The sequence below is a fragment of the endosymbiont DhMRE of Dentiscutata heterogama genome, assembly GCF_002888635.2.
Taxonomy (GTDB): domain Bacteria; phylum Bacillota_I; class Bacilli_A; order Mycoplasmatales; family CGIF01; genus CGIF01.
In genome coordinates this window covers 537,114-558,351 of the sequence record NZ_LN828718.1, presented here as the reverse complement: position 1 = coordinate 558,351, position 21,238 = coordinate 537,114, and the positions used below count along the sequence as shown (strand labels likewise).

Sequence of the window (21,238 nt, the reverse complement as noted above, 5' to 3'; positions counted from 1 at the left end):
TTCAATTACTAAAAATAACTAATATGAGAAAACCATTCCAAGCAACCAGCACCCATGTTTACCGAAACTGACTTATTATCCAACTAAACAATGTATTAGACTACAAAGATAAAACCTCTAATTCTATTACTGTTTTTAACAAACCACCTTTTAACACTTATAAAGCAGGCGATGACCTTATGATTGATACTGAAATAGTTGCTAGTTCCTCCCAAAGTGCTGTTTTTGGTGAGGATGCAGTTAGCAAAAGAGGATTTTAAAAGCGAAAAATAATTTGAATAATGAAAAATAAATGACTATGTAGTTTTATTTTCACATTTGGTCATTTTTTTTCGATAACTTAGCAAAGTATACTAGTTAGATATTTCCTTTTTCTGATCATAGGCAATTATTTATTTATAATACTTGTATTGTTTGCATAGAAATTTTTCCTCTAGAGAGAACTATCATCTATATTTTTAATTTTATATATTTTTTACAGTCAACTAAGCTGCCAAGTTTTTTAGATATAACCTTGCTTAGGTCTCAAATATTTCAAACTTTTCAACCAATAGGAGTCGTATGCGTCCAGGTATTTCTTAGGAACAAAAATAACGAAGCCTTGTTCAGTTTTAGAATTGGTTCAGGCGGCTGCTTCCCAAATCACACACTGAATATAAATCCCCTCATCCGTCTTGCTTAACAAACTCACCTGACAAATCCCAGTAGTCACCTCCCTCTGCTCTATACTCACCCGCCCCAACCTCTGAGCATTCACAAACAATCTAGTTCCTTGATGCCTACTTAAAGCAATAAAGTGCATTAAAAACCGTTGCCTTTCCCTAACATCCTTCACTATATTCCCTTTAAAAAGTAAATTTATTTCATCCAAGAAAATAGTTTCGGTGACTCCTAATCTTTGACTAGGAGAGTAAGAAAAGTCCTATTGTGCTTTTTCAGTTCACGGTAACTGACAAGGGAAGATGGCATACTTGTTTTCCCCAGGCAATTCATTAGCCAGCATGGCTAAAATAGCGGTTTTACCACTTCCTATGGGACCAAAAAACACTAAACCATTACTTTTTTTACAGAACTCCAAAAACTCCGAAGTATTATCAATAATCAACTGCCCCTTATCCCTAAATAATCCTGACTCTATTCAAATTAACGCGGATTTTTGAGGACTTGCTAATAAAATCACTGGCAAACTTTTTGAAATCCGATACAAGCATAGCAGCACACTATTTAACAATTTAGAAAATAATAATAATTTGGCTCCTAAACAAAATATTTATTGCAAATTTAGCGCCTTTAAACAATGCATAAAAGCAGGAGAGTGGCAAGGCAAAGTTAATTTGCGATATGATGATAATAGTTTCTTTGTTGGGATATTGAATAAAGGAGTCCATTTTGTCGAAACTTTTGACAAATTTGAGACCAGCGGTGAAGAAGAAAGAAAAAAAACTTTTCAACCCTGGCAATATAAAGGAACAGTATTGCAGAGTTTTACTTTCCCTCCTACTAGTCCGACTGGTAACCGACAAGGAATGGAAAAAGTTAACCCAGGAGAAGACATAGATAAAAAAGGACCGAAAAATGAGGGAGGAGATGATGTATCAATCGATACTACCGCTTTATATATCAGTAAGCAATCTTATTGCCGTGGACCGGGTGGAAACATTATAGGTACTCTAATGCAAGCCTTGCTGGCTTCCCACCGTAAAAGACCTGATAGTAGTAGTTATTGATACTTTTATGAAAATCGTAATGACTCAATAGAAGTTCAAGTTACCGAGGGAATGTATGATTACCGAATGGTAGGGTATAATTTGCATCCCCTAGAGGAAGCCAAAGGGATTGAGGCTAACTACTTTACAGTAGCCATTAGAGGAACGGAAAAAACCGGACATGTTAGCATACAGGCGGGGTTAAGAAAACAAGGTGATCCGACTATCGAATACATCCAGGAAAAAGACGATCGGGAAAAAGAAGAACAGATCATAGTCCAAGATTACAATCAACCAACTATGCCGGATTTAGGAACTGAAATAGACACCGAATTAGACTTAGATTTGGATGATGATCGTGACGATCAAGATTTAGATGACATCGACATAGATCCTGATGCGGATGAGAAAGAGCGAGATGATGATACTGATTTTGATGCCGATAGGGATAAAGACACCGATAAAGACAAGGATGATGACGTGGATAGCGATATTGACTTAGATAAAGACGATGACTGGGATGATGATTGAGATAAAGATATCGACTTTGACAAAGATAATGAGAAAGATGAGGACGAAGATAAGGATGACAAAGACGAAGGGGATTGAGATGACGGAGATGGAGATAAAGAACGAGACAAGGATCAAGGAGGATAGGAAATGAAAAAACCAAGCAAAAAGCAAGAATTAATTAACGACAAAAGCGAGGAGGTGGAAATAGAACTTCCCGAAGAAGAACTACCTGATATTGACATTGATGAGGAGCCCGAAATGCCTTTATGAAAGTGTGGTAATTGCGGGGAAGAGCATAGAGACGGAGCCGACCACAAGTGCAACGAATTGCCTGACCCCTATGGTTGCGAAACTATTTATTGTGAGCCTACTTGCCCGACATGCTATAAAGATGAGGGCAAGTGTAACGGAGAATGCGACAAACCAACCCGGACCCGAGGAAACCGAGGACTTTGAACCATCGGCCGAGAAGGGCTGTGATTACGAAAGAGAGGGATAAAAATAGTTATATAAAAAAACAAACCGGTAAGTGCAAGTAAAAAGGAAATGTCAAATAGTTTGGAAATAGCAATAAAAAAACATAACGAAATAATGTTAAAGGATAAATTTCGGAGGATGTTGGATGATATTCGTTGGAAAAATCATTTAACAGAGTGGGAAAGAACTCTAGAACGCCTTGAAAAATTAGAAAAAAAGTATGGCAGTAAATAAATATTGAGGAGATATACTAAAAGCAAAGGATGAAATACTCCTCTTTCACAGGAAAATAACCAATCAGAGGGACAAACTTAGTGACTTAAAAGGCGAAGATGATGCTTTGCATATTGATCTAACTTTTTATATCAGCCAAGCCAGAAATGAAGGATTAGAACCATCAGAAGAAGAGGAACTAAACGATATTTTGTCCGAAGTTGAAAGTTTTCACCAATAAAGTTAAAATAAATTATGAAAAAGCTCAAAAGAATAACTAAAAGAGAAGAAATAACAAGGGAAATAGTGATTGACGAACAAGGAAATGAGTACTTAACAAGACTTGATATAAGTTCACAGACTATTAGCGATTGTGACTTTTATGAAAACAATTTTAAAAGAATATGTAGGTATTCAGCAGAAGGCTATGAAGAAATGTTAAAATTCTTTAAAGAAACGGACAAAGAACTGCGGGAAGAAGAAAAAAGGTTAAATCTTAATTCTCAAAAGTAAGGGACAAAAAGGTTTGCAAATTTGCAAAAAGATAATAAGCACCCACCCGAGAGTGCGTGATATTCCATAAAAAAAGGATAGAAAAATTAAAGATAAACTTTGTGAAAATTTTAAGAAGAATTGAAAGAACACTAAAAATCCTTAATAAAGAAATTAAATGATTGACTTAAAAAGATTTAAAAAAGACGAGGATTTTGAGGAATTGGTTAAACTTTATGCTTGCCGAGGTGTGCCGAGGGAACAATTGGAAAGAATTAGGGAACGTTTATTGGAAAAGAATAAAATAGAGAAAAGCCTTAATGAAGCAAGGAGGGAAAAGAACGAAAGAGAAAAAGCAAGAAGCGAATTTTTCTATCAAATACCTCGGGCTTTGGAAGAAGTCAAAAAAGTTGAAAAGGATGAAAAAAAGTTAAAGATACTTAAAGAGATAGAAGAAAACTATTGGGAAATTAGAAAAGTGATAAAAGAGTGGGAAACGGAGGGGTATGAGCCAATGGAAGAAGAAATTAATAGAGCCAAACAAATTGTACTAAATGATAAGTAGCAGAAAAGTTATAAAAAGATTATCAGAAACTTTTTATAGAGATGAAAAAGAGTATTTTACTTAAGAAAAAATAGTTAATAAAAAACCGACTGCCAACAATTAAAAAAATGGCTCAGTCGAAAGAAGAATTAAAACAAAAATACGAAGAAATTCTACAAGAAATTAAAATTAAAGAAGAAAAAGTAGAAACGTTGTGAAATTTGATTGATTATGGGAGAGAAAAAAGAGCAGAATGAGAGGCCAATCCTGATAATGAGAACCAACCATTCGACTCCCGAGAATTAAACTTTTGAGAAGACCGTAGAAAAGAATTATGAGCCGAAGTGCAAAAACTAGAAGGAGAGGCTTATTTTATCAAAACATATCAATTAAAAATAGAGGAGGAAGAGGTGTGTCCCGAGTGTGGTCGGAAAGTAGAAGTGGATGAAAATACTGGAGTCTGCAAACGTTGTGCTAAACAAATTGAAGAAGGTTTAACTTTGGAGGAAGAAGAAGACGAGGAGGGTGGTAATGATGACGAGGATGATGAAGAGGAGGAAATAGAAGAACAAGAATGCATAGAATGCGGCAATATTTTAGAAACCCAAGCCGAAATAGAGAGTGGTATTTGCGAAGAATGCACTGAAAAAACCGAGGAAGAAAATGAAAAAAAAGAATGCTCGGATTGTGGAGAGGAATTAGAGAGCGAGCAAGAGGTGAAGATGGGTGTCTGTTATGATTGTACTGCAAAACTTATAGAAACTGAACCAGAATGCAGTGAATGTGGTGAAACACTAATAACGGATGAGGAAATAAAAAGAGGAATTTGCGACAATTGTAATAAAAAATATGGAAAATAAATGACACAGGGAAAAATAACTTTTAAAGTTGGACAAAGTGAACTAACAAGGGAAGAAGAATTGGATTTTAATCTCCTTGAAGCCGAATATGACGACGAGGAAGAAAGAAAAGAAAATAGAGAAAAAATTAAAGTTACTTTCGTGGAACCACTTGTAAAAGAAGGAGCCAAATACACCGGAATAATTTTACCACTAGATTTAGCCGGAGATGCTAAAAAAGTAAATACTGAACCAACCACGAGCAAATGATTGACGGATGATAATGTAGCCTTTATTTTGAGGAATATGCATTATGTCACCGATAGCGCTGTGGAAGAAGATGAAGAAAAAAATATTTATTTAGGCAATATTTTCTGCTTACGAACGGATCTGGCTAATATTTATCATGCCAATGAACTGGCTAAACGCCTTAAAGAAAATAAAGCGGATGCAAAGGATAAAGAACAGTTAGAGAAATTCAAGAACGAACTAAACAAGTGAGCCGGTAAATATACTATCTTCCCCATTGCCTTAGGAATTCACCCGGGCAATCACTGGGGAATGTTTATTTTAGAAAAAAACAAGGCTTATTGAACTTCTTCTCTTAATGATCTTGCTAGCGAAGCCAAACAAGTAAAGCCTCTTATCGCTTATTTAACTAATGAACAAGTGGCTGACCAAATTGACACTACCACTTTAAAAGGAGAGAAGCAAAGCAATAGTCATGATTGTGGTGTTTATTTGTGCTTATACATTAAAGAAATAATGGGGTATGAAACGCGGCAAGATGAAAAAATAGATCAACCGCTGGCCTTAACTGAAAAATATGGAGCGGAAACGATAGAGAAATTTCGTAATTTTTGAAAAGAAAAAATAGAAACAGAAATGGGGCTGGGAAAATGATGCAAAGTAGACGCCTCCACCTTCGGCCCTAGTCAATATCCCAAATTAATTGAAGAAGCCTTAAGACAAGGAAATGAAGTGGAGTTTGCAGGAGAGTATGAAAAAGGTCCGACCAATATATTTGAAAACGAAAACTGATTGCAGGCCATCAATAGTCCCTATACTTTAAAATTACTACCCCCGGTTAAAAAACCGCTTGAACCCAATCCCAGCACAACTACTGGGCTAGGAACGGATGGCCACATCTGTCCTTATTTAGAACTGCCAAAAGTAGAAGAGAAGTTCCGACAGCAGTTTCAAGGAGAAATAAACGATTTAAAAAAGAGCGAGAGTCAATTAATAAAGCAGAGAAACGAATTAACCGCAAGTCTAAGTGAAACCAAAGAAGAAATTAGAGTCATTTGCCAATATTGAGGAACCAATAATTTATCTGAATTAAGTCAAAAGTTATCTGATGAAATACACGCCAAAAACGATTATTCAAATCAACTAAATCAAAGCCAAAATGAGATAAAAAGACTAGAAGAAAAATTAGAAAATGAAAGAAATTTAAAAGAGGCTTGGCGTCGTGAATGTGGAAAGATTATGGAGATGTTGGGAAGCAGCGACCATCCAATTAATAATTTAAGTCATTTAGCCAGTTTACTCCAAGGAAAGAACTTGTATCAGATAATTGGAGAAAACCGCAATTTAAGAGATGCTATTAACTTATTATTAAGAAAACACCAAGCAAATAGTTTAGAAGAATTAAGCCAAAAAATAATCAGAACTGAACAAGAATTGGCTAATGAGTTGAGTTGATGAGATGATTGAATAGCCGAACCAGATAGTTTAAATATTCAATTAAAACGTAGCGTCGGAATAGAAGCCGACTACAGAGTTACAATGTGAAAAGCGGATAATAAAACTCACCCTTGGCACTTATATGAAGAACCAGAAAGCAAAAAAGGCCGAATAAACATAAAAGCCATTTACGAATATTACATTACAAAAAGAGGAAGAAAATTAGACACCGATGATAAAAGTATTAAAGTTTTAGAAGACAAAATTTTAACTTTAATTGGACAAGATTTTGATAGCAAGCAAATAATAGAATTGCGAGATTTGTTTATTTATAATGGCTTGCCTAACACTTATAATTTTATTGAAGAAGTAACTAATTTAACCAATAATCATAAGATTAAAAGTTTGGAAAACTATGTTAACGAAGCCAAAATTAATTTAGAGCAGAACACTCCGGAGGAATTAGAAGAAAAAGTAAATAAAATTAGTCCGCTTTTGTTGGCTAGTGCTTTGCCGGGAACCCAAGAATTTACCCAAAAAGGATATGAAGAATGAATTAAATTGTTAAGGAAAATAGATGAGGAGTTTATTTTTTAGCATCTTTTTGCAAAATTTCTAGAGTAACTTTCCTGCACTCCTCAATATCTATAACTTTGACTTAAATAGTCGTTTTTCTAGCACACTTTTTAATTCATTCTCAAAATTATTAATATTTTCTAATTCTTTTTTATTTAAAGTTAATTTAAAATTTACTTCATTATTAGGGTTCATCTTTACTAATTGTTTTTTAGTCGTTTCTAAATCAACAATAAATTTTCTTCCTCTATGTACATACGATATTTTACTTTTACTTAAAATTCTATAAAGTAAATCATTTTCTAAAATTCCAACAAGAATAATAAAATCAGGAGTATATCTGGGGTTTATGCCATTAAATTGAAAAGTATCATGCTTTTTTCCTTTTCTCGCTGTTTTTACTTCAATTTTTATTCCACTGTCTAACAAAATATCATATTCATCACGAGTGTTTTTTTTGCTCTCATCAAATCTTAAATTGAACTTTTTAAATATTTCTCTAATAAATTCTTCTCCTATTTGACCTATGGCGTTTGCTTCAAATTCGGTAACTTTTCAAAAGATATTATTTTTGTTTCTTTTATCATAATTTAACTCTTCATATTTCTTATTAATTATCTTTTGCATTAACTCTTTAAACATACTATAACTCTATTTGAAAATCATTATCTTTCAATATTTCGTATACATGAACTTTGCCAATATGTCTACAAGAATTAGTGGCTAAACTGCTATATTTATTTCAATTAGCATTTTCTAGTAAATATTTGATTTTTTGAATTTCTTCTTTATTTGATGTACTTATTTTAATGGCAATACCACTTTTATATTTTACTTTTTCAAAAGTATCAACTACTTTATTTTCTCCGTAAAAAGTAGTTGATAAATAATAATCCGCTTTTTCTTCAAAAATTCATTTTTTACCACATTCTCTTTTTTTTGCCAGAGAGACAGTAAAAACATCTAAATATTTTTTAAAAGGGTTTTTATTTCTTAATGAATATCAATTTAAGTCTTGTATACTAGGATTTGAATATTTTTTACTTCAAATTTGAAAAACACATTTTATATCAATATCCTCATTATTATTTGGGGTATAAAAAGCATTTTCTTCTAGTTGTTCGGAATAAATTAAATTGAATCCTTTAACTCTATATCTTATGCTTCCTTTTCCTTTACTATCAAAAAACATAGGCAAGATAAAGCACACGAAATCGGCTTCCTTTGAATGATTTATAAATTCCAAAGCTATAACACCTCTATGCCCAAAAGGGGGATTTCCAATAACAATTAAAGGTTTATCTGGCAATTTATATTTTAAGTAATCACTTTTAATTACATCTTTTCTTTTTGGATCAACATCGACACCAATTCTTTTATTTGGGGGAAGCAAATCATAAAAACATCCTTCTCCTACGCTTGGTTCTAATCAAGTATATTTTTCAATTTTTTCATATTGAGAAATTATGTTTTTAGTTTTTTTGAGTAATTTTTCGGCAATATATTTTTTGGTAAAATATTGGTCAAGTATATTTTTTTCATTAATTAACATTTTTTTTCCATTAACATACCTCAAATTTACTTTGCGAATTTGCACTAATGAGGAATTTTTAAGGGAAGTTAGAAGTTCAGTCATATAGGCTTATATATAAATGTTTTAATAACTAAATATTATACTCGCTCGGATGTATTGTGTAACATAAATAAAAGCCAGTCGCAAACAAGAAGTAATAAATTTTGAATAGCATAAAATTAACTTGATTTAACATGACGACAACAACATTATCATTTGACGACCCAGCAAGCAAATTAGATATAGAAGCAACTGAAGAGGGAGTTTGCGATAAATGCGGGAGAGAAGTAAGTCCCGAACCCAAACCGGGTAGTTATCGCGATAATGGTTATGATGTTCTGCACAAAGATACCGGGCAAGAAGAAAAATTTTGCCGCCACTGTATGCCGAACGAATATTGATACTTATAGTAAAAACTTTTCTAATGCCCCTGAATACCATCCAAGCCTTACAAAAACTCGACCAACTGAAAAATAAGCAAATAAAAACTGCTAACGATTTGCTAACTAGTGAACAAAACTATAAGCAATTAAATACCGATTACCAAGAATTAAAGAGGTTACAACAAGAAATTTTAGCCAAAGTTAAGCATTTGCAAGAAGATTTAAAAAAAACTACAATCCATAAAGAACATGCCGAAAAAGAGTTGGCGGAGGTAAAAAACAAACTGGATAGTGCTAATGTGATACTTAATAAGCCCAAACCAGTCATGGTAGAGGCAGAAACCCAAACAGAATTAACTCTCCAGGAAAAAAAATTAGACCAAGAATTACAAGATTTAAGGACTAAATTAACCAATTTAGCCCAGATGAATGAAGATATTCAAAAAGTAGATCAGCAGGTTTATGACATTTTAGGACAGGCTTCTAGTCAAAAAGGACTACTCTTGCGGACCCAGGAAGTTATTAAAGAAATAGACAATATTAAACTCCAACTCACCCAAAAAGAAAACCAACTAGAACAAACCATCAAAGACTTCCAAGAAAAAGAACAAACTCAAAAACAACAATATTTACAACTTTTAACTAAAAAAGACCAAGATTGAGAAACTAAATTAGAACAGGCTTTAAAAAAACCTGCTACTGCTGAAATGGGAACTCAAACTGATTTAACTGGGGAAGATATAAAAAAAATGGAAGCCGATATCACTAAATATCAGCAAGAACTAACCGAAGAACAAAACAAAGTCTCTCTTTTACAAACTAAACTAGCAAATTTAAGACAAGAAATCGGAACCCTCAAAAACCAAGTCACAGATAATCCCACCGAACAACAATTACTAAAACATGTAAATTGGAAAGACTGAAAACCTGACGAATATCAGACTATAAAAAACGAATTAGAAGCCGGATGAGAGGATGTTTCTGGAAAGCAATGATATTGAGAAGAATTACGCCACCCTTACATGGAAATTAGAACTAAATTATTAGAATTAGTTAATTCTCTAATTGAGGGTAAAGAAAGCCAAGAGCAATTAGAAAATAGAAATAAAGATTTAGAGGAGAAGTTGAAAGAAGGGGATTTGAATGAGGAGGAAAAGGAATTGATGGAGATAATAGAAAAAGAAGAAGAAGAAGTAAATGACTACGACCAAATTTTAAAAGAACTTGGAACGGGAAATAAATGAGATAAGTTACGGGGTGAATATAAAAGGGTGCGTTTGTTGTTTTTAGAGCAAATTGCCAGGGCAAAAGAACAACTTAAAAGTCAACAAACTATAACTGAACTAACCCAAAAAAAGAATGAATTACAAACCCAATTAGATTTAGCCACAAAAACCAAGGAGGAATTGGCTGCTGAATTAGCATTAGAAAAAGGCTGGGTGGATAAATGAAAAAACGATGAAGACAAAAATAATACCGGTTTCTTTAATTTTTTAATGAATAAAAATTTGTCTCCACAAAGTTCCCTCTTTCTCTTTTCGGCAAAAAAAAATATGCTAGAATACGCCGTTCTTTATTATTTAAGTGTGGAGAATTTATATTGGGAAGTATGGATGGATAAAAACAATAGTGCTGCATATCCTGTTGTTGATGCTCGAGGTGATATTGGGCGAGCTACTTTTGTTTATTTTATTCTCCAAGCTAGGGAATACTATAAAAACTACACCCCCCCCCCCCCCCCCAACAAATAGACGATTCGAAAAAAAATGATTCGCAAAGCAACAAAAACGACAAGACAACAAATAGAAACTGACAAAGTTTTTACGACTGACTAGAAAAAAACATTGTGGACCGGGAAGCAAGTGGTCCGGGTAAGGGAAATATTAGAGAGGAGAAAAGAGGGGAGTATCCAGAAATGGCCTCTACTCACTATCACGCTGTCGCTATTTTAATGCTTTCATTAGAAGATAACTTGGGTATCCCCCCAAAAAAGTATACTCCTTCTAATATAACAAAAAAAATAAAACTAGTAAAGAAGTATAAGGAAAATGTGAGTTTTAGAATATTGATGTATGGTAGCACTCGTGATTTCCCGATTGAAGAATATGAAAAATTATTTAGGGAGTGAAAATTATATGTGAATAATTTGTCGTAGGCTAAAAAAAGAATGCCAGTAACTTTTTATCTAGTGCGTCCTTCAAAAGTATAAAATATAAATATATATCAATTTCCAAAGATAAATAATTTTAATTACTTATTTTCGAAAGTTGATTAAACTTTGCTAGCGGATGCTAGGGGCATGTTTCTCATTTGCCCCACCATTGGATTTTTAGGTATAATTCCGCCAATGGTCTGGTCAGTCAAGAAACACTACTTCTTAACTTTCCAATATTTTGCTTTATGTGTTATTCCTATGGATGAGTACTCATTGGAGACAGTTCAGTGTAAACCTTCCCAAAATAAATAATTACTGGGGGGTATTTTTTTTGTAATTATCTGTTTTGGAAAGATAAATTATTCATAATTTACTCTTCTTAAAGATATTCTTTGTAATAAGAATAATTTTTCGCTAACATTAATTAAGGAGGAATTTCTTTTGGAGCAGAAACGAGCGAAAAAAATCTCTCCTCCCTCCTAACATCTCTTCGTAACCGTAAATGTTTAACAACAAGTTTGACTTGCTTTAAGTAGTAATTCCCCATTTGTCTTTACTGTATAGTTGCCTAGTAGGAACGCCTGACAGACTACAGTAGGCAGACAAATGGGATTTTATACAAACCTCTTTCATCCGCCAGTAGTCCCTGATAGACAACTATATTATAATTTTATACTTTGTCATAGGTTAAAAAAGATACTCCTTTGTAGAGTAAAATATTGTTGGCTGATGCTTGTATGTAATAGATAATTTTTGCTAAAATTATTCATTATGGTAAATACAAGGATTATCCAATCTATTGTTTTTAATAAAAAGTTTAAACGAGATAAAAATAATCAACAATATCTCATTCTGGAATTAGAAAATCGAAAAACTATCCTAGTTTTTGCTAATTGGATAGATGTTGACCAATGAAGTGATTTGCAAGTTGATAAAACTTATCAATTTACGGTAAAAAAAGGTAAGAACAATAGCAATGTTTTAATGGCTTATGCATCAGAGAATTGTTGAACCGCTCTCCATCCTGGTTTTATCAAGTTATTTTTAAGAGGTCAAACCTATCAACAACTTTGAGAAAAAACTGGCTTATCTTATCAAGAAGCAAAAGAATGAATAGCAGTTGGCTTTAAACCAAGAGATTTGAATGAAGTTTGCCGATGAAAAGAATATTATTTTACTCCCCAAGAAGCCAGAGTGTGAAGAAAGATTAGTTTAAGACCTTTTTTAGGCGATAGTGATACTGAATTTGCGGCTTACCTAAGAGATAAAGACTACCAGCCTAACAAGAATTTAGACTTAAAACAATTAAGGGAAGAATTCTATATTGCTCAAAATTATTTAGATTACTTTTATCCCCAAGATGGAGTCTGCAAATTAAAAAATGAGTCATGAAGTATCGATAACAATTTTGGTAAGCAAAGAAAAGAAATAACAGAGTTAGATATTAGATGAAGAAACCTCACCGGCAACTTAGATCTCTCTGATTTTGTTAATTTAAGGAAATTTAATTGCTCTAGTAATAAATTAACCGGCCTCGATTTAACTAATTGTGTGTGGTTAAAAGAAATTGATTGCCGAGATAGCCAACTTGCTAATTTATCCTTACCTGCTAGTGGCAGGTTAAAAAAACTTTATATTGGAAATGTCAACTTTAGTAAAATAAACCTAGACAAATTGCCCAGAAGTTTAGAAGGAACCGATCTAGAGCCAATTAAATACGGATTTTGTAAAAAATGCCAACAACCTAATACTAATAAAGGGCGATGTCACTCTTGTTTTGAGAAAGAATGGCAAGTTAATATAAAAAATCTGGTTGGGCAAGAATTAGTTGAGAAGTTTAATCAGCAACAAAAAAAGCAAGAAATAAATACGTTGGAGGATTTAATTTATTCCGAACAACTAGAAGAAAGTGAATTAAAATGAATTCCCTACGAGCAATTTACTAATATTGAATACTTAGCAGAGGGTGGATTTAGCAAAGTTTATAAGGCTAGATGACAAAGCAAAAGAAGTGAAAAGTGAAATAGTGAAAAAAAGAATTACGAAGAATTAAATTACATAGAAGTAGTTCTCAAATCCCTCACTAGTTCCCAAAATATCACCTTAGAATTTTTAAGAGAGATTTTTAATATTAAATTAGTTGATGATGGTGGTAATAATGTTGTCAAATGCCATGGTATTTCTCAGGATGAAAATAAGAATTATATCATAGTAATGAAATATATGTATCAAGGTAATTTAAGACAGTATTTAACTAATAAAACTAATAAATTTAGTTTATTTAATAAACTTTGAAAGTTAACAAATATTACCTCCGGATTAGACATAATTCACCAGCAAAACCTTATCCATCAAGACTTTCATAGTGGCAATGTGTTGAATTCTAATAATTTAAATAGTTCTATCGCCGATCTAGGTCTCAGCAAGCCAGCCAACTTTCAACCAGAAAAGAGCCAAATTTTCGGTGTTCTTCCCTACATAGCCCCCGAAGTATTACAAGGCAAGCCCTATACACAAGCAAGTGACATTTACTCTTTTGGTATCGTGGCTTATGAATTATTAGCTCAGGCTTATCCTTATCCAGAACTAGGCGATGTTGATTTGGCTTTGAAAGTCTGTCAAGGATATCGACCTGAGATAGATAAATTGTTAATACCAAGGGCATGCAAAGACTTTATTAGGAGATGTTGAGATAACGATCCTAAAAAGAGACCTAACGCAAGAGAGTTAAAACAGGTTGTTAGTAGTTGATGTAATGAAATTTATGAAGGGGAAAATACCTCCTTTTACCAACAATATAAAGAAACAAAAAAACAATACAATCAGTGATCCCAAAACACTCCTTATCAAATTCACCCGCAGGCAGTTACTACTAGTAAAGTGATAGATACTAAGGAGATCACAGAACAATTACAAAAGTTAAAGATTTCTGAACTAGACAGTGCTAGTAAAGATATAGAATTACATCTTTTTGACTCAAATGTGTTAACTATCCCAGATGAACAGCAAAAAACTTCCCCCCAACCCCAAATCCAAATCCCCCCTAAAAATTAAAGATGTCAACCACTTCACTCTTACAAAAATACCAAGAACTAAAAGAAAAATTAAAGTTAGCGAAGAACTAAAATCAGACCCCAAATTAGTAGAGGAAAAACTAAAACAAAAGTAAGCACAAAAACTACTTAACATGAAAATCTGAGCCAGTTGCAAATGCTGCACCAAGAAAAATTTTCTAGTAAATGATTATGCCTTAGGGCAATCCTTTAACAAAAAAACTGAATTTGGCACCCAATTATTTAAAAGTTTAAAAGACCATTTACTAGCATTACAAGATGCTTTAAAAAGTCAAGGACATTATGATCGAATATTTATAACCCCGGATGCTTTTGTAGAAGAAGAAGCAAAAATCCCACAAGAAATATTAGACTTATTTTTACCAGAAGATAAGAAAAAGAAAATGCGACCGGAAAAAGAACAACAACCGAAAGAAAAAGTATATACTTTTGAGGGGTGATTTCAAGAATACCAGGCCGGAAGACAAGGAATTACCCAGGAACAGTGTGATGAATTAATAAAAACTCAAGGAACCATTAAAGAACAAGAACAATTTACCTGGGAAGCAATAGAAGAAATGCTAAAAACGACAGAGGAGGATAGAGAGCATGAGTAAACAGCGGGAAATAGTCGAGTGATAAGATGCATGATTTGGGTTCATGTGACGGGAGTTTGATTCTCTCTTTCCCGACCATAACGCAGGGTAGAGTAGTCGGTCCAACTCGTTGGGCTCATAACCCAAAGATCGCAGGTTCAAGTCCTGCCCCTGCTACCAATTATTATACAAAAATAAGACAAAATGAGTACTTAATGGAAAAGGATTTTTAAATCATGAATGCAATTAAAAGAGTTATAAGCTTGGGAAAAAGAGGAAAGATGTACCTAACCAATGAATTATGTACGAATGAAAAAGCAAAAATTAGAAATGAGCCAGTTTATAATTGACATGCCGAAATTGATGGCAAGAAATATATTACTCCGCGGCTTCTTTGTGAACGATGCAAGAATGCTCCCAGCATTTTTCACAGAGATGGTTTAATGATAGGGGTTTGTTGAGATTGCTTATAATATTAAAATGTGCTAGAAAACAAAAATGCTAAATAGATGTGAACTTATATATTTATGACAGAAAAAATTATTGTAGGACAATCCAAAATTGAGGGCTTGGAAAAATATATGGTGGACCAGCCTGACGCCTTGAAAAAATTAGAAAATCTTTTTAACATTTGAAAGGAAATGGCAAAAGAATATGGCATTGCCTGAAAAAAAAGTTTTATTAAATGAGACAACAATCCCGATGGAGTTGATTTTTCTCTAGTTATGGTAATTCCCATCGCTCATAAGACTAAAAGGAATGCGGAAGAAGTGGTAAAGGAAATTTGTGAAAAGACCGCTGAAAGAATAAGAAAATATGGGAATGTTTAAAACCTTAAAAGATATCTCCGAAAAAATAATACTGTTAGGCCCAGTTATTTACGCCTTTTTCAACTATTTTTTTGTAATTAAGGAAGAGCAGAGATTTACTTTCATGGGTTGGGCTTGGCTAATAGTTAGCATTGTTTATTTTGTGATTGCTTTGTATTTTGCTATCAAAAACTGATAAAATCCTTTAATGGAAGTTTATAGAATGAGCATGAAAGACATTTGACCACAATCGACCAAGCAATGAAAAATTATTGACAAAAGAATAAGAAAAGAAATATTAAAAAAAAGCCGATGGAAGTATTTAATAAAGAACAAGAAAGATTAATAAAAAGCTACTTTCTAGCCTATTATGAGGGTCTAACCTGATTAAAAACCAATGAACCAACACCTGCCGAAACCGAAGAGATTTGAAATAAAATCTTTAAAGAACTTGAAAAATATGTGCCTAAAACACACAACTGAAAAAGAACTATTAGAAGAAGTAAATAAAAGAATAGAAGAGGGAAAAATTAAATGGAGTTTTGCCTATCGCTATTACGAGGATATTACTGAAATGAGAATGATTTGCAAAAACGATGATGACTGAACCCTAGCTTTTTATCAAAAAACCGACATAGAAAAAGGTTATTGATATAGGCAAATTTATAAGAGCGTAACCGAACCAATTACAATAAAGCAAGAGGATGAAAAAATTAAAAACTGAATGCGGGAACATTACGATGAAAGATTTATCAAAGGCAAAGAATAACAAATCAAAAAAAAGAAAATTACTAACTGACCCTAATAGACTATGAACAAGATGCAAAACTTGCCAAGAACCGGGAAACTTGGAAAATCTGATTTATCAAAAAATACCTGTCAAAAATAAGGAAAAAAAAGAATTATTTGGCTGTTATGAAGGGATTTACTTTTGTAGCGAGGACTGTCAAAATACTCAAAAATAAGTCTAGAAATGAATGCACTCACTTTAGTATATAGCCAAAGTAAGGCAAAATAACTTTATGAAATGTAGCAAGTGCAAAAAAGACATTAAAATAAACGAAGGTTATTGAGAAAGCACATCAAATTATAACTCTGAAAAGAAAAATAATGAAGTTTATTGTGTTCTCTTTGCTACCAACAATGAAAAATGGAACGGAAAATGAAGAGACTGGAAAAACAATTATAAAAAGTTTATAACAACACGCAGCCGAGCGTGCGTGATAAAACAACTAAATTATTAACCTACTTATAATTTCTTAAAAACCGAAAAAGTACTCAAAATAATGTTAATACAACGAATTAAATGGTTTTTATCGAAAGAGAAAAATGAAATTGACACAACATTATAAAAGTTTGCGAAAGAATTAGCAAATGAAAATACAAAGATCACTTCTTAAATAGCAATCAACATAAAGAAATAAATCCCCATCTTAACCATACTTTTAAAGAAATGTTCTGGTGTGCTTTCTTGGATTGACCAGCACCCAAAGGAGGAGAAGAAATAAAGAGAAAATTGCGGGAAACCATCAAAAGATACCGACCCAATGAAGAAGAATGATGATATCCGGAAGTAGTCGAATATTTTTATCCTCGTTATTTAGCCAGTAAAGGCGGAGTTTTTTTTACTCCCAAGAATTATTGTGAATTATTGAGTGAATTAGCACTTTTATACGTGGAAAATTACCAGCCCAATTGAGAAGAAATAAACAAAAAAGACAAGAATAATAGTTACTGAAATTTTATCCGCGAACGCCAAAAACCTAGAAAAGAATGACAATTAAAAGTTTACGATCCTGCTTGTGGAGTTGGGGCATTATTATATACTTTTCGTAAATATAAACCTGATTGTGAAATTTACGGGCAAGAAATAGAACACGAAAGCGTCTTATTAGCCCGTTGAATGTTATTGCGAAAAATGAACCGATTTCTTGGCGGAGGAGAACCTAATTGCACCCTTAAACCAGCTGGAATGAGAAGAGGCAAAATAAAGTATGGCAATACTTTAGAAAAAGATGGATTTAAAAGACAATTCCATGTAGTACTCTGCAATCCCCCTTTTAATCAACTTTTAAAAGAAGAAGTGTGTACGGCAGCAAAGATGGTAATACCGCTTGAACTCGTCAATGTTTAAAACACTTAAAGCCGGCCGGAGTTTGCTTAATTATTTTACCAACTAGTATTTTAATTACTGAACAATATTACGAAGAAAGAAAAAGATTAGTAAGTAGTAATTACCTAGAAGCAGTATTTTTTGACTTTATTCACAAAGATAGCAGCACGGGAAATGCCTTTGATAACGCTCAATTAGATACTTGTGTTCTCCTATTACGGAAAAACAGAGAGGATAAGGAAAATATTTACTTTATTAATTGTGCGGGAAAAACCAAAGAACAAATAATGGCTGAATATAAAAGTGAAAATAAGGAAAAAGTAAGTCGGAAAAGACTAAAAGAACATGACTATTGCTTTATCAAATACATTTTAGAGAGATTAGATGAACCAAAGGGAGAAACAATTGGCCAATATTTTCGCAAAGTAAGCAGCCGAAACTTGAAAGAAGTTGATAAAACTAACCTCGCCATTAAATTGGCAACTAAATTATTCGAAAAAAATAGGGAGCCAATTGCCCAATTAGTAAAAGAAATGGAAAATACTTCCGGAGGAGTAGAGCATTGATATTTAATTCCCAAAAAGAAGAAACTAAATGAGGAGGAAATTGCTGAAAACAAAAAGCGAATGAGAATGCTAATTAATTATCTAGAACAAAATGAACCGACCATGCGGAGATTTTACTATGGTTCGGTGATTAAAGAGTTGAGAATAAAAGAGTTTTTAGAGTGGAAAGTATTGTGAAAAGAAGAGCGGTTAGTTGAGGAAATACAGAGCATTCCAGTGGAACAAATAGAAACCTTTTTGCCCGAAATTGAATTGATTAATTTTTCTCCTCATCCTGACATGTGAGAAATTAACTCGGGAGAAATGGCATGTTAGTGCAGAACTTAAGGCCAATTTTTGCGAAAATAGGGTGGACCACTTAACAGCCGTTTTTACCTTAAAAATATGTCTTTTTGCCTATTTTGTAAGGAATAAAAGGTGGACCATAATGGAGAGAAGTGGCTCTTGCGCGTTTTTTGTTCACTAAAATGTATTTGATATGGAAAAAAAATTAAGCGGAGATAAAAAACTAATAACTTCTTCTGGACTTGAAACATGCGACCAATGCGGAAAAAAACTTCTTGAAAATGATGTAACCCATGAATTAAAAATTAATTGAGGAAATGAACAAAGTAAATTAGATGAAGGAATCGAATGAATTTACGGAGACTGTGCTTTAAAGTATGATGTTGAGGAAGTTTAACTGAAAAGCGGACAAAACCGAACTGCCACTTAATCCACCAAATGGCAAAAGAAGACCGAAAACGAGAAATAACTTTTCAAGAATTAAGCATTGATCCTGAATTTCAAGAAGCCTTTAAGAAAGTAACAGATTTAATCCGCCTACGAGAGATTTATGTTTGCCAAGAACCAGTCTCAAATGAGTGCTTTATGCTAGAAGGCTGGACTTCCTCCTGTGCCTGCCCAAGCAAGAAAACTATTCAGATTAATACCAAATTTGGCATAACTGACCGAGCATTGGGGAAAACCAAAAACAGTTCTATTTGAATGCTCTATATGGCAACTATCGACGAAGATTATCAGGCCGGATTATTAGGAAGAGATTGGAATGAGAATACTACCCAATCCCGACCCTATTATGAGGATTTATTGCAAGAATGAGTTCACGAAATTTGACAAGATGAAGATGTAGAATTTAGAGATAATCGGCAAAAAGAATGGCGGGATAACTGATATTTAGACTGGCGTTCGTTATATCGAGGGATAGTTTATCAAAGTAAAGAAAGAATAAAATTTTTAGATTTGTATAATCCCGCCCAAGCCAAAAGGAGAATTAATAATCCTCTGACTGACTTAATATTTGACGAGTTTATTCCCTCCCGGGACATGCGGGAACAAGGCAAAGGCTACCAAATTAATGAAGTCAAGCGATATAGTGATATTGAAAAGAGTTGTCGCCGGAAAAATCCCAATATTAATAAAGTATTCTTGGGAAATCCTAATGATCCTTACTGAAATATCCCTTATTTAACCAGTTTTAATAAACAAAATGAGGAGTTGGAAAAATGATATTGAAAAACAAGACCACATGACCCAGAGGAATATAGAAAATGAACCTGAATAAAGTGCCTGTATAATGATAAGGGGCAGATATTATATTTAGAAAAAACTGTCGGGGATGAATACGAATTTGAAAGTTACGAGGAATTTAATTGAGACTTATATTTTGCCAAAAGAGAGAAAATGGGAGTGGTGGAGTGAAAAGATGGCTGACAAGAAATGTATACTTTTAATGATTTAGCCTGCTTTTTTGCTAGTGACAGCAATACAGAAATAATGGTAGAGTTAAATTGGTTAGAAAAGAATAAACCGGAATATTTTGAAAGGATGCAAAAGAAAGTTGAATATGTAGTCGATAATTATACTTTTATCCGCAGTCGCAAACCTAATTATTTAAAAGCGGTGATCGAAAAAGAAAAATTCCAAGATGAATTAAAGTGAAAAGTAACCGAAGAAAAAATAAAATTTCTTAATTTGGAAAATCGAAGAAGAATAGAAGAATTTATTACTAGTGGCAAAATAGGTAAGGAAAACAAGGACATCTATTCAACTTAAGACTATTTTTTAGCCTTTTCGGCTAGTCCTACCAACTTCTCTAATTCTTGGACTTCCGGTAAAGTTCATAAATATTTTAAGATTTCTTGAGTTAATAGTTCATGCTTGCCTTCATCATGAAGTTGAGATCATTTTAAGTCAAAATCGCCTAGTAAGCAGTGGGACAACTCGTGAGCAATGGTGTTAAGGAGACTTGGAAACTTATAGGAAAGAATAACTGGCAGACCAGCAAAGCAGTAAGTATAATTAGAACTTAAATAGAGGGTTTTGCTAACTAAGGAAATATTTCCCACTTTTGTTATTCCCAGGCGGGTTCAACCGGCTCCATCACAACTAGGTTCCCAACCGCCAAAAGTAATATAAGAAGTAGCCAAAGAGTGAATTTTACCATAAATACCTGCTTTTGAAAGCCTCTCTCTATGATATTGGTAAGTAGAGTTAATTAAGTTTTCCAATAAAACATGAAGTCCTCCTTGCATGATTACAGTGATCTATTTCTTCCCTCTCTTTCATCCTCTAACGGATTTAGCCACGTCTTCATGGGTACAAGTTACTTCCACCGCCGTTAGGGTTTCTTTTTTTCCGGCTTTTCTATCTTTTTCCATTTCTGCAATCCCTTTTCTTAAATTGTTTACTAATTTATCTCAATTGCTGTCCGCTACTTTTCTTTTAGTTCCTTTTTTTACTACCATAATATTATAGTTTTAACATTTTTGCTGTGTATTATATAAGAAGGAGCGGGGATGAGTGCTTATCGGATGGGTTCGGATAGGTAAAATGTATATGTGAAGCAGCGACAGTAAAAATCAGTCGGAATCCTAGGTAAGATGCCGATTTGCCGAGTTTCACTAGGAGTTGGGTAGAAATTAGCGAATTACTGATTATTCCT

31 protein-coding genes and 2 tRNA genes are annotated in these 21,238 nt (G+C 33.3%); 28 read left to right on the top strand and 5 right to left on the bottom strand.

Annotated features, from left to right (window positions below):
• The first annotated feature begins 23 nt into the window (after positions 1-23).
• Positions 24-260 (top strand): hypothetical protein, encoded by a 237-nt coding sequence (locus DHMRE_RS03505; RefSeq protein ID WP_322632321.1) that lies wholly within the window; start codon positions 24-26, stop codon positions 258-260.
• 242 nt (positions 261-502) lie between these two features.
• Here DHMRE_RS03505 and DHMRE_RS03500 read toward each other — a convergent pair whose 3' ends face one another.
• The gene (locus tag DHMRE_RS03500) at positions 503-802 is read right to left on the bottom strand and encodes a hypothetical protein (protein ID WP_322632320.1); all 300 of its coding nucleotides are present in this window, start codon (positions 800-802) and stop codon (positions 503-505) included.
• A 160-nt stretch (positions 803-962) separates the two neighbouring features.
• On the opposite strand from DHMRE_RS03500, the gene DHMRE_RS03495 reads away from it, so the two are divergent.
• From DHMRE_RS03495 to DHMRE_RS03460, 8 genes are all read left to right on the top strand, one after another.
• Complete coding sequence (locus tag DHMRE_RS03495) at positions 963-2,363, top strand: hypothetical protein (protein WP_322632319.1); 1,401 nt, start codon at positions 963-965, stop codon at positions 2,361-2,363.
• A 3-nt stretch (positions 2,364-2,366) separates the two neighbouring features.
• Complete coding sequence (locus tag DHMRE_RS03490; protein WP_322632318.1) at positions 2,367-2,732, top strand: hypothetical protein; 366 nt, start codon at positions 2,367-2,369, stop codon at positions 2,730-2,732.
• Positions 2,733-2,765: 33 nt separating this feature from the next.
• Complete coding sequence (locus DHMRE_RS03485; RefSeq protein ID WP_322632317.1) at positions 2,766-2,930, top strand: hypothetical protein; 165 nt, start codon at positions 2,766-2,768, stop codon at positions 2,928-2,930.
• Positions 2,917-3,150: a hypothetical protein gene (locus DHMRE_RS03480; protein ID WP_322632316.1), complete on the top strand. Its 234-nt coding sequence runs from the start codon at positions 2,917-2,919 to the stop codon at positions 3,148-3,150. The genes DHMRE_RS03485 and DHMRE_RS03480 overlap by 14 nt, the downstream gene beginning before the upstream one ends.
• A gap of 14 nt (positions 3,151-3,164) precedes the next feature.
• Entirely contained in the window at positions 3,165-3,422 is a 258-nt protein-coding gene (locus tag DHMRE_RS03475; RefSeq protein ID WP_322632315.1) for a hypothetical protein, read from the top strand.
• 157 nt (positions 3,423-3,579) lie between these two features.
• Entirely contained in the window at positions 3,580-3,966 is a 387-nt protein-coding gene (locus tag DHMRE_RS03470) for a hypothetical protein (protein ID WP_322632314.1), read from the top strand.
• Positions 3,967-4,073: 107 nt separating this feature from the next.
• Entirely contained in the window at positions 4,074-4,805 is a 732-nt protein-coding gene (locus DHMRE_RS03465; RefSeq protein ID WP_322632313.1) for a hypothetical protein, read from the top strand.
• Complete coding sequence (locus DHMRE_RS03460) at positions 4,806-7,067, top strand: Ulp1 family isopeptidase (protein WP_322632312.1); 2,262 nt, start codon at positions 4,806-4,808, stop codon at positions 7,065-7,067.
• 48 nt (positions 7,068-7,115) lie between these two features.
• Here the strand turns inward: DHMRE_RS03460 and DHMRE_RS03455 are convergent, their stop codons facing one another.
• Positions 7,116-7,688 carry a hypothetical protein gene (locus tag DHMRE_RS03455; protein ID WP_322632311.1) on the bottom strand — a complete coding sequence of 191 codons (573 nt, stop codon included), beginning with the start codon at positions 7,686-7,688 and terminating at the stop codon, positions 7,116-7,118.
• 1 nt (position 7,689) lies between these two features.
• A complete protein-coding gene (locus DHMRE_RS03450; RefSeq protein ID WP_322632310.1) occupies positions 7,690-8,682 on the bottom strand; it encodes a hypothetical protein in 993 nt (330 codons plus the stop codon).
• A gap of 131 nt (positions 8,683-8,813) precedes the next feature.
• Here DHMRE_RS03450 and DHMRE_RS03445 point away from each other — a divergent pair, with 131 nt between their 5' ends.
• The 19 genes from DHMRE_RS03445 to DHMRE_RS03355 all read left to right on the top strand — a co-directional run bounded on the left by DHMRE_RS03445 (position 8,814) and on the right by DHMRE_RS03355 (position 20,349).
• Positions 8,814-9,029 (top strand): hypothetical protein, encoded by a 216-nt coding sequence (locus DHMRE_RS03445; protein WP_322632309.1) that lies wholly within the window; start codon positions 8,814-8,816, stop codon positions 9,027-9,029.
• Positions 9,030-9,043: 14 nt separating this feature from the next.
• On the top strand, positions 9,044-10,753 hold the full coding sequence (locus DHMRE_RS03440; protein ID WP_322632308.1) for a hypothetical protein: 1,710 nt from the start codon (positions 9,044-9,046) through the stop codon (positions 10,751-10,753).
• A 95-nt stretch (positions 10,754-10,848) separates the two neighbouring features.
• Positions 10,849-11,157: a hypothetical protein gene (locus DHMRE_RS03435; protein WP_322632307.1), complete on the top strand. Its 309-nt coding sequence runs from the start codon at positions 10,849-10,851 to the stop codon at positions 11,155-11,157.
• 771 nt (positions 11,158-11,928) lie between these two features.
• A complete protein-coding gene (locus DHMRE_RS03430) occupies positions 11,929-14,211 on the top strand; it encodes a protein kinase (protein WP_322632306.1) in 2,283 nt (760 codons plus the stop codon).
• Complete coding sequence (locus DHMRE_RS03425) at positions 14,156-14,326, top strand: hypothetical protein (RefSeq protein WP_322632305.1); 171 nt, start codon at positions 14,156-14,158, stop codon at positions 14,324-14,326. The genes DHMRE_RS03430 and DHMRE_RS03425 overlap by 56 nt, the downstream gene beginning before the upstream one ends.
• Positions 14,327-14,344: 18 nt before the next feature.
• Positions 14,345-14,827, top strand: coding sequence for a hypothetical protein (locus DHMRE_RS03420; RefSeq protein ID WP_322632304.1), 483 nt, complete (start codon positions 14,345-14,347; stop codon positions 14,825-14,827).
• A 4-nt stretch (positions 14,828-14,831) separates the two neighbouring features.
• Positions 14,832-14,905: transfer RNA gene (locus DHMRE_RS03415), tRNA-Pro, on the top strand.
• A 3-nt stretch (positions 14,906-14,908) separates the two neighbouring features.
• Positions 14,909-14,986, top strand: a tRNA-Met gene (locus DHMRE_RS03410).
• 101 nt (positions 14,987-15,087) lie between these two features.
• On the top strand, positions 15,088-15,279 hold the full coding sequence (locus DHMRE_RS03405; protein ID WP_322632303.1) for a hypothetical protein: 192 nt from the start codon (positions 15,088-15,090) through the stop codon (positions 15,277-15,279).
• A 54-nt stretch (positions 15,280-15,333) separates the two neighbouring features.
• A complete protein-coding gene (locus tag DHMRE_RS03400; protein ID WP_322632302.1) occupies positions 15,334-15,636 on the top strand; it encodes a hypothetical protein in 303 nt (100 codons plus the stop codon).
• Positions 15,629-15,814: a hypothetical protein gene (locus DHMRE_RS03395; RefSeq protein ID WP_322632301.1), complete on the top strand. Its 186-nt coding sequence runs from the start codon at positions 15,629-15,631 to the stop codon at positions 15,812-15,814. Before DHMRE_RS03400 ends, DHMRE_RS03395 begins: the two co-directional genes overlap by 8 nt.
• 41 nt (positions 15,815-15,855) lie before the next feature.
• Positions 15,856-16,125, top strand: coding sequence for a hypothetical protein (locus DHMRE_RS03390; RefSeq protein WP_322632300.1), 270 nt, complete (start codon positions 15,856-15,858; stop codon positions 16,123-16,125).
• The gene (locus DHMRE_RS03385; RefSeq protein WP_322632299.1) at positions 16,076-16,384 is read left to right on the top strand and encodes a hypothetical protein; all 309 of its coding nucleotides are present in this window, start codon (positions 16,076-16,078) and stop codon (positions 16,382-16,384) included. The genes DHMRE_RS03390 and DHMRE_RS03385 overlap by 50 nt, the downstream gene beginning before the upstream one ends.
• On the top strand, positions 16,356-16,580 hold the full coding sequence (locus DHMRE_RS03380) for a hypothetical protein (protein WP_322632298.1): 225 nt from the start codon (positions 16,356-16,358) through the stop codon (positions 16,578-16,580). Before DHMRE_RS03385 ends, DHMRE_RS03380 begins: the two co-directional genes overlap by 29 nt.
• A 57-nt stretch (positions 16,581-16,637) precedes the next feature.
• The gene (locus tag DHMRE_RS03375; protein WP_322632297.1) at positions 16,638-16,859 is read left to right on the top strand and encodes a hypothetical protein; all 222 of its coding nucleotides are present in this window, start codon (positions 16,638-16,640) and stop codon (positions 16,857-16,859) included.
• Positions 16,860-16,921: 62 nt separating this feature from the next.
• Positions 16,922-17,749 (top strand): N-6 DNA methylase, encoded by an 828-nt coding sequence (locus tag DHMRE_RS03370; RefSeq protein WP_322632296.1) that lies wholly within the window; start codon positions 16,922-16,924, stop codon positions 17,747-17,749.
• Positions 17,701-18,609, top strand: a complete 909-nt coding sequence (locus DHMRE_RS03365; RefSeq protein ID WP_322632295.1) for an N-6 DNA methylase — start codon at positions 17,701-17,703, stop codon at positions 18,607-18,609. Before DHMRE_RS03370 ends, DHMRE_RS03365 begins: the two co-directional genes overlap by 49 nt.
• A 163-nt stretch (positions 18,610-18,772) precedes the next feature.
• Positions 18,773-18,976 (top strand): hypothetical protein, encoded by a 204-nt coding sequence (locus DHMRE_RS03360; protein WP_322632294.1) that lies wholly within the window; start codon positions 18,773-18,775, stop codon positions 18,974-18,976.
• Between the two features lie 41 nt (positions 18,977-19,017).
• Positions 19,018-20,349 carry a hypothetical protein gene (locus DHMRE_RS03355; RefSeq protein WP_322632293.1) on the top strand — a complete coding sequence of 444 codons (1,332 nt, stop codon included), beginning with the start codon at positions 19,018-19,020 and terminating at the stop codon, positions 20,347-20,349.
• Positions 20,350-20,351: 2 nt separating this feature from the next.
• Here DHMRE_RS03355 and DHMRE_RS03350 read toward each other — a convergent pair whose 3' ends face one another.
• Together DHMRE_RS03350 and DHMRE_RS03345 are read right to left on the bottom strand one after the other, a co-directional pair.
• On the bottom strand, positions 20,352-20,828 hold the full coding sequence (locus tag DHMRE_RS03350; protein ID WP_322632292.1) for a hypothetical protein: 477 nt from the start codon (positions 20,826-20,828) through the stop codon (positions 20,352-20,354).
• Positions 20,829-20,840: 12 nt separating this feature from the next.
• Positions 20,841-21,041: a hypothetical protein gene (locus DHMRE_RS03345; RefSeq protein ID WP_322632291.1), complete on the bottom strand. Its 201-nt coding sequence runs from the start codon at positions 21,039-21,041 to the stop codon at positions 20,841-20,843.
• Positions 21,042-21,238 lie beyond the last annotated feature (197 nt).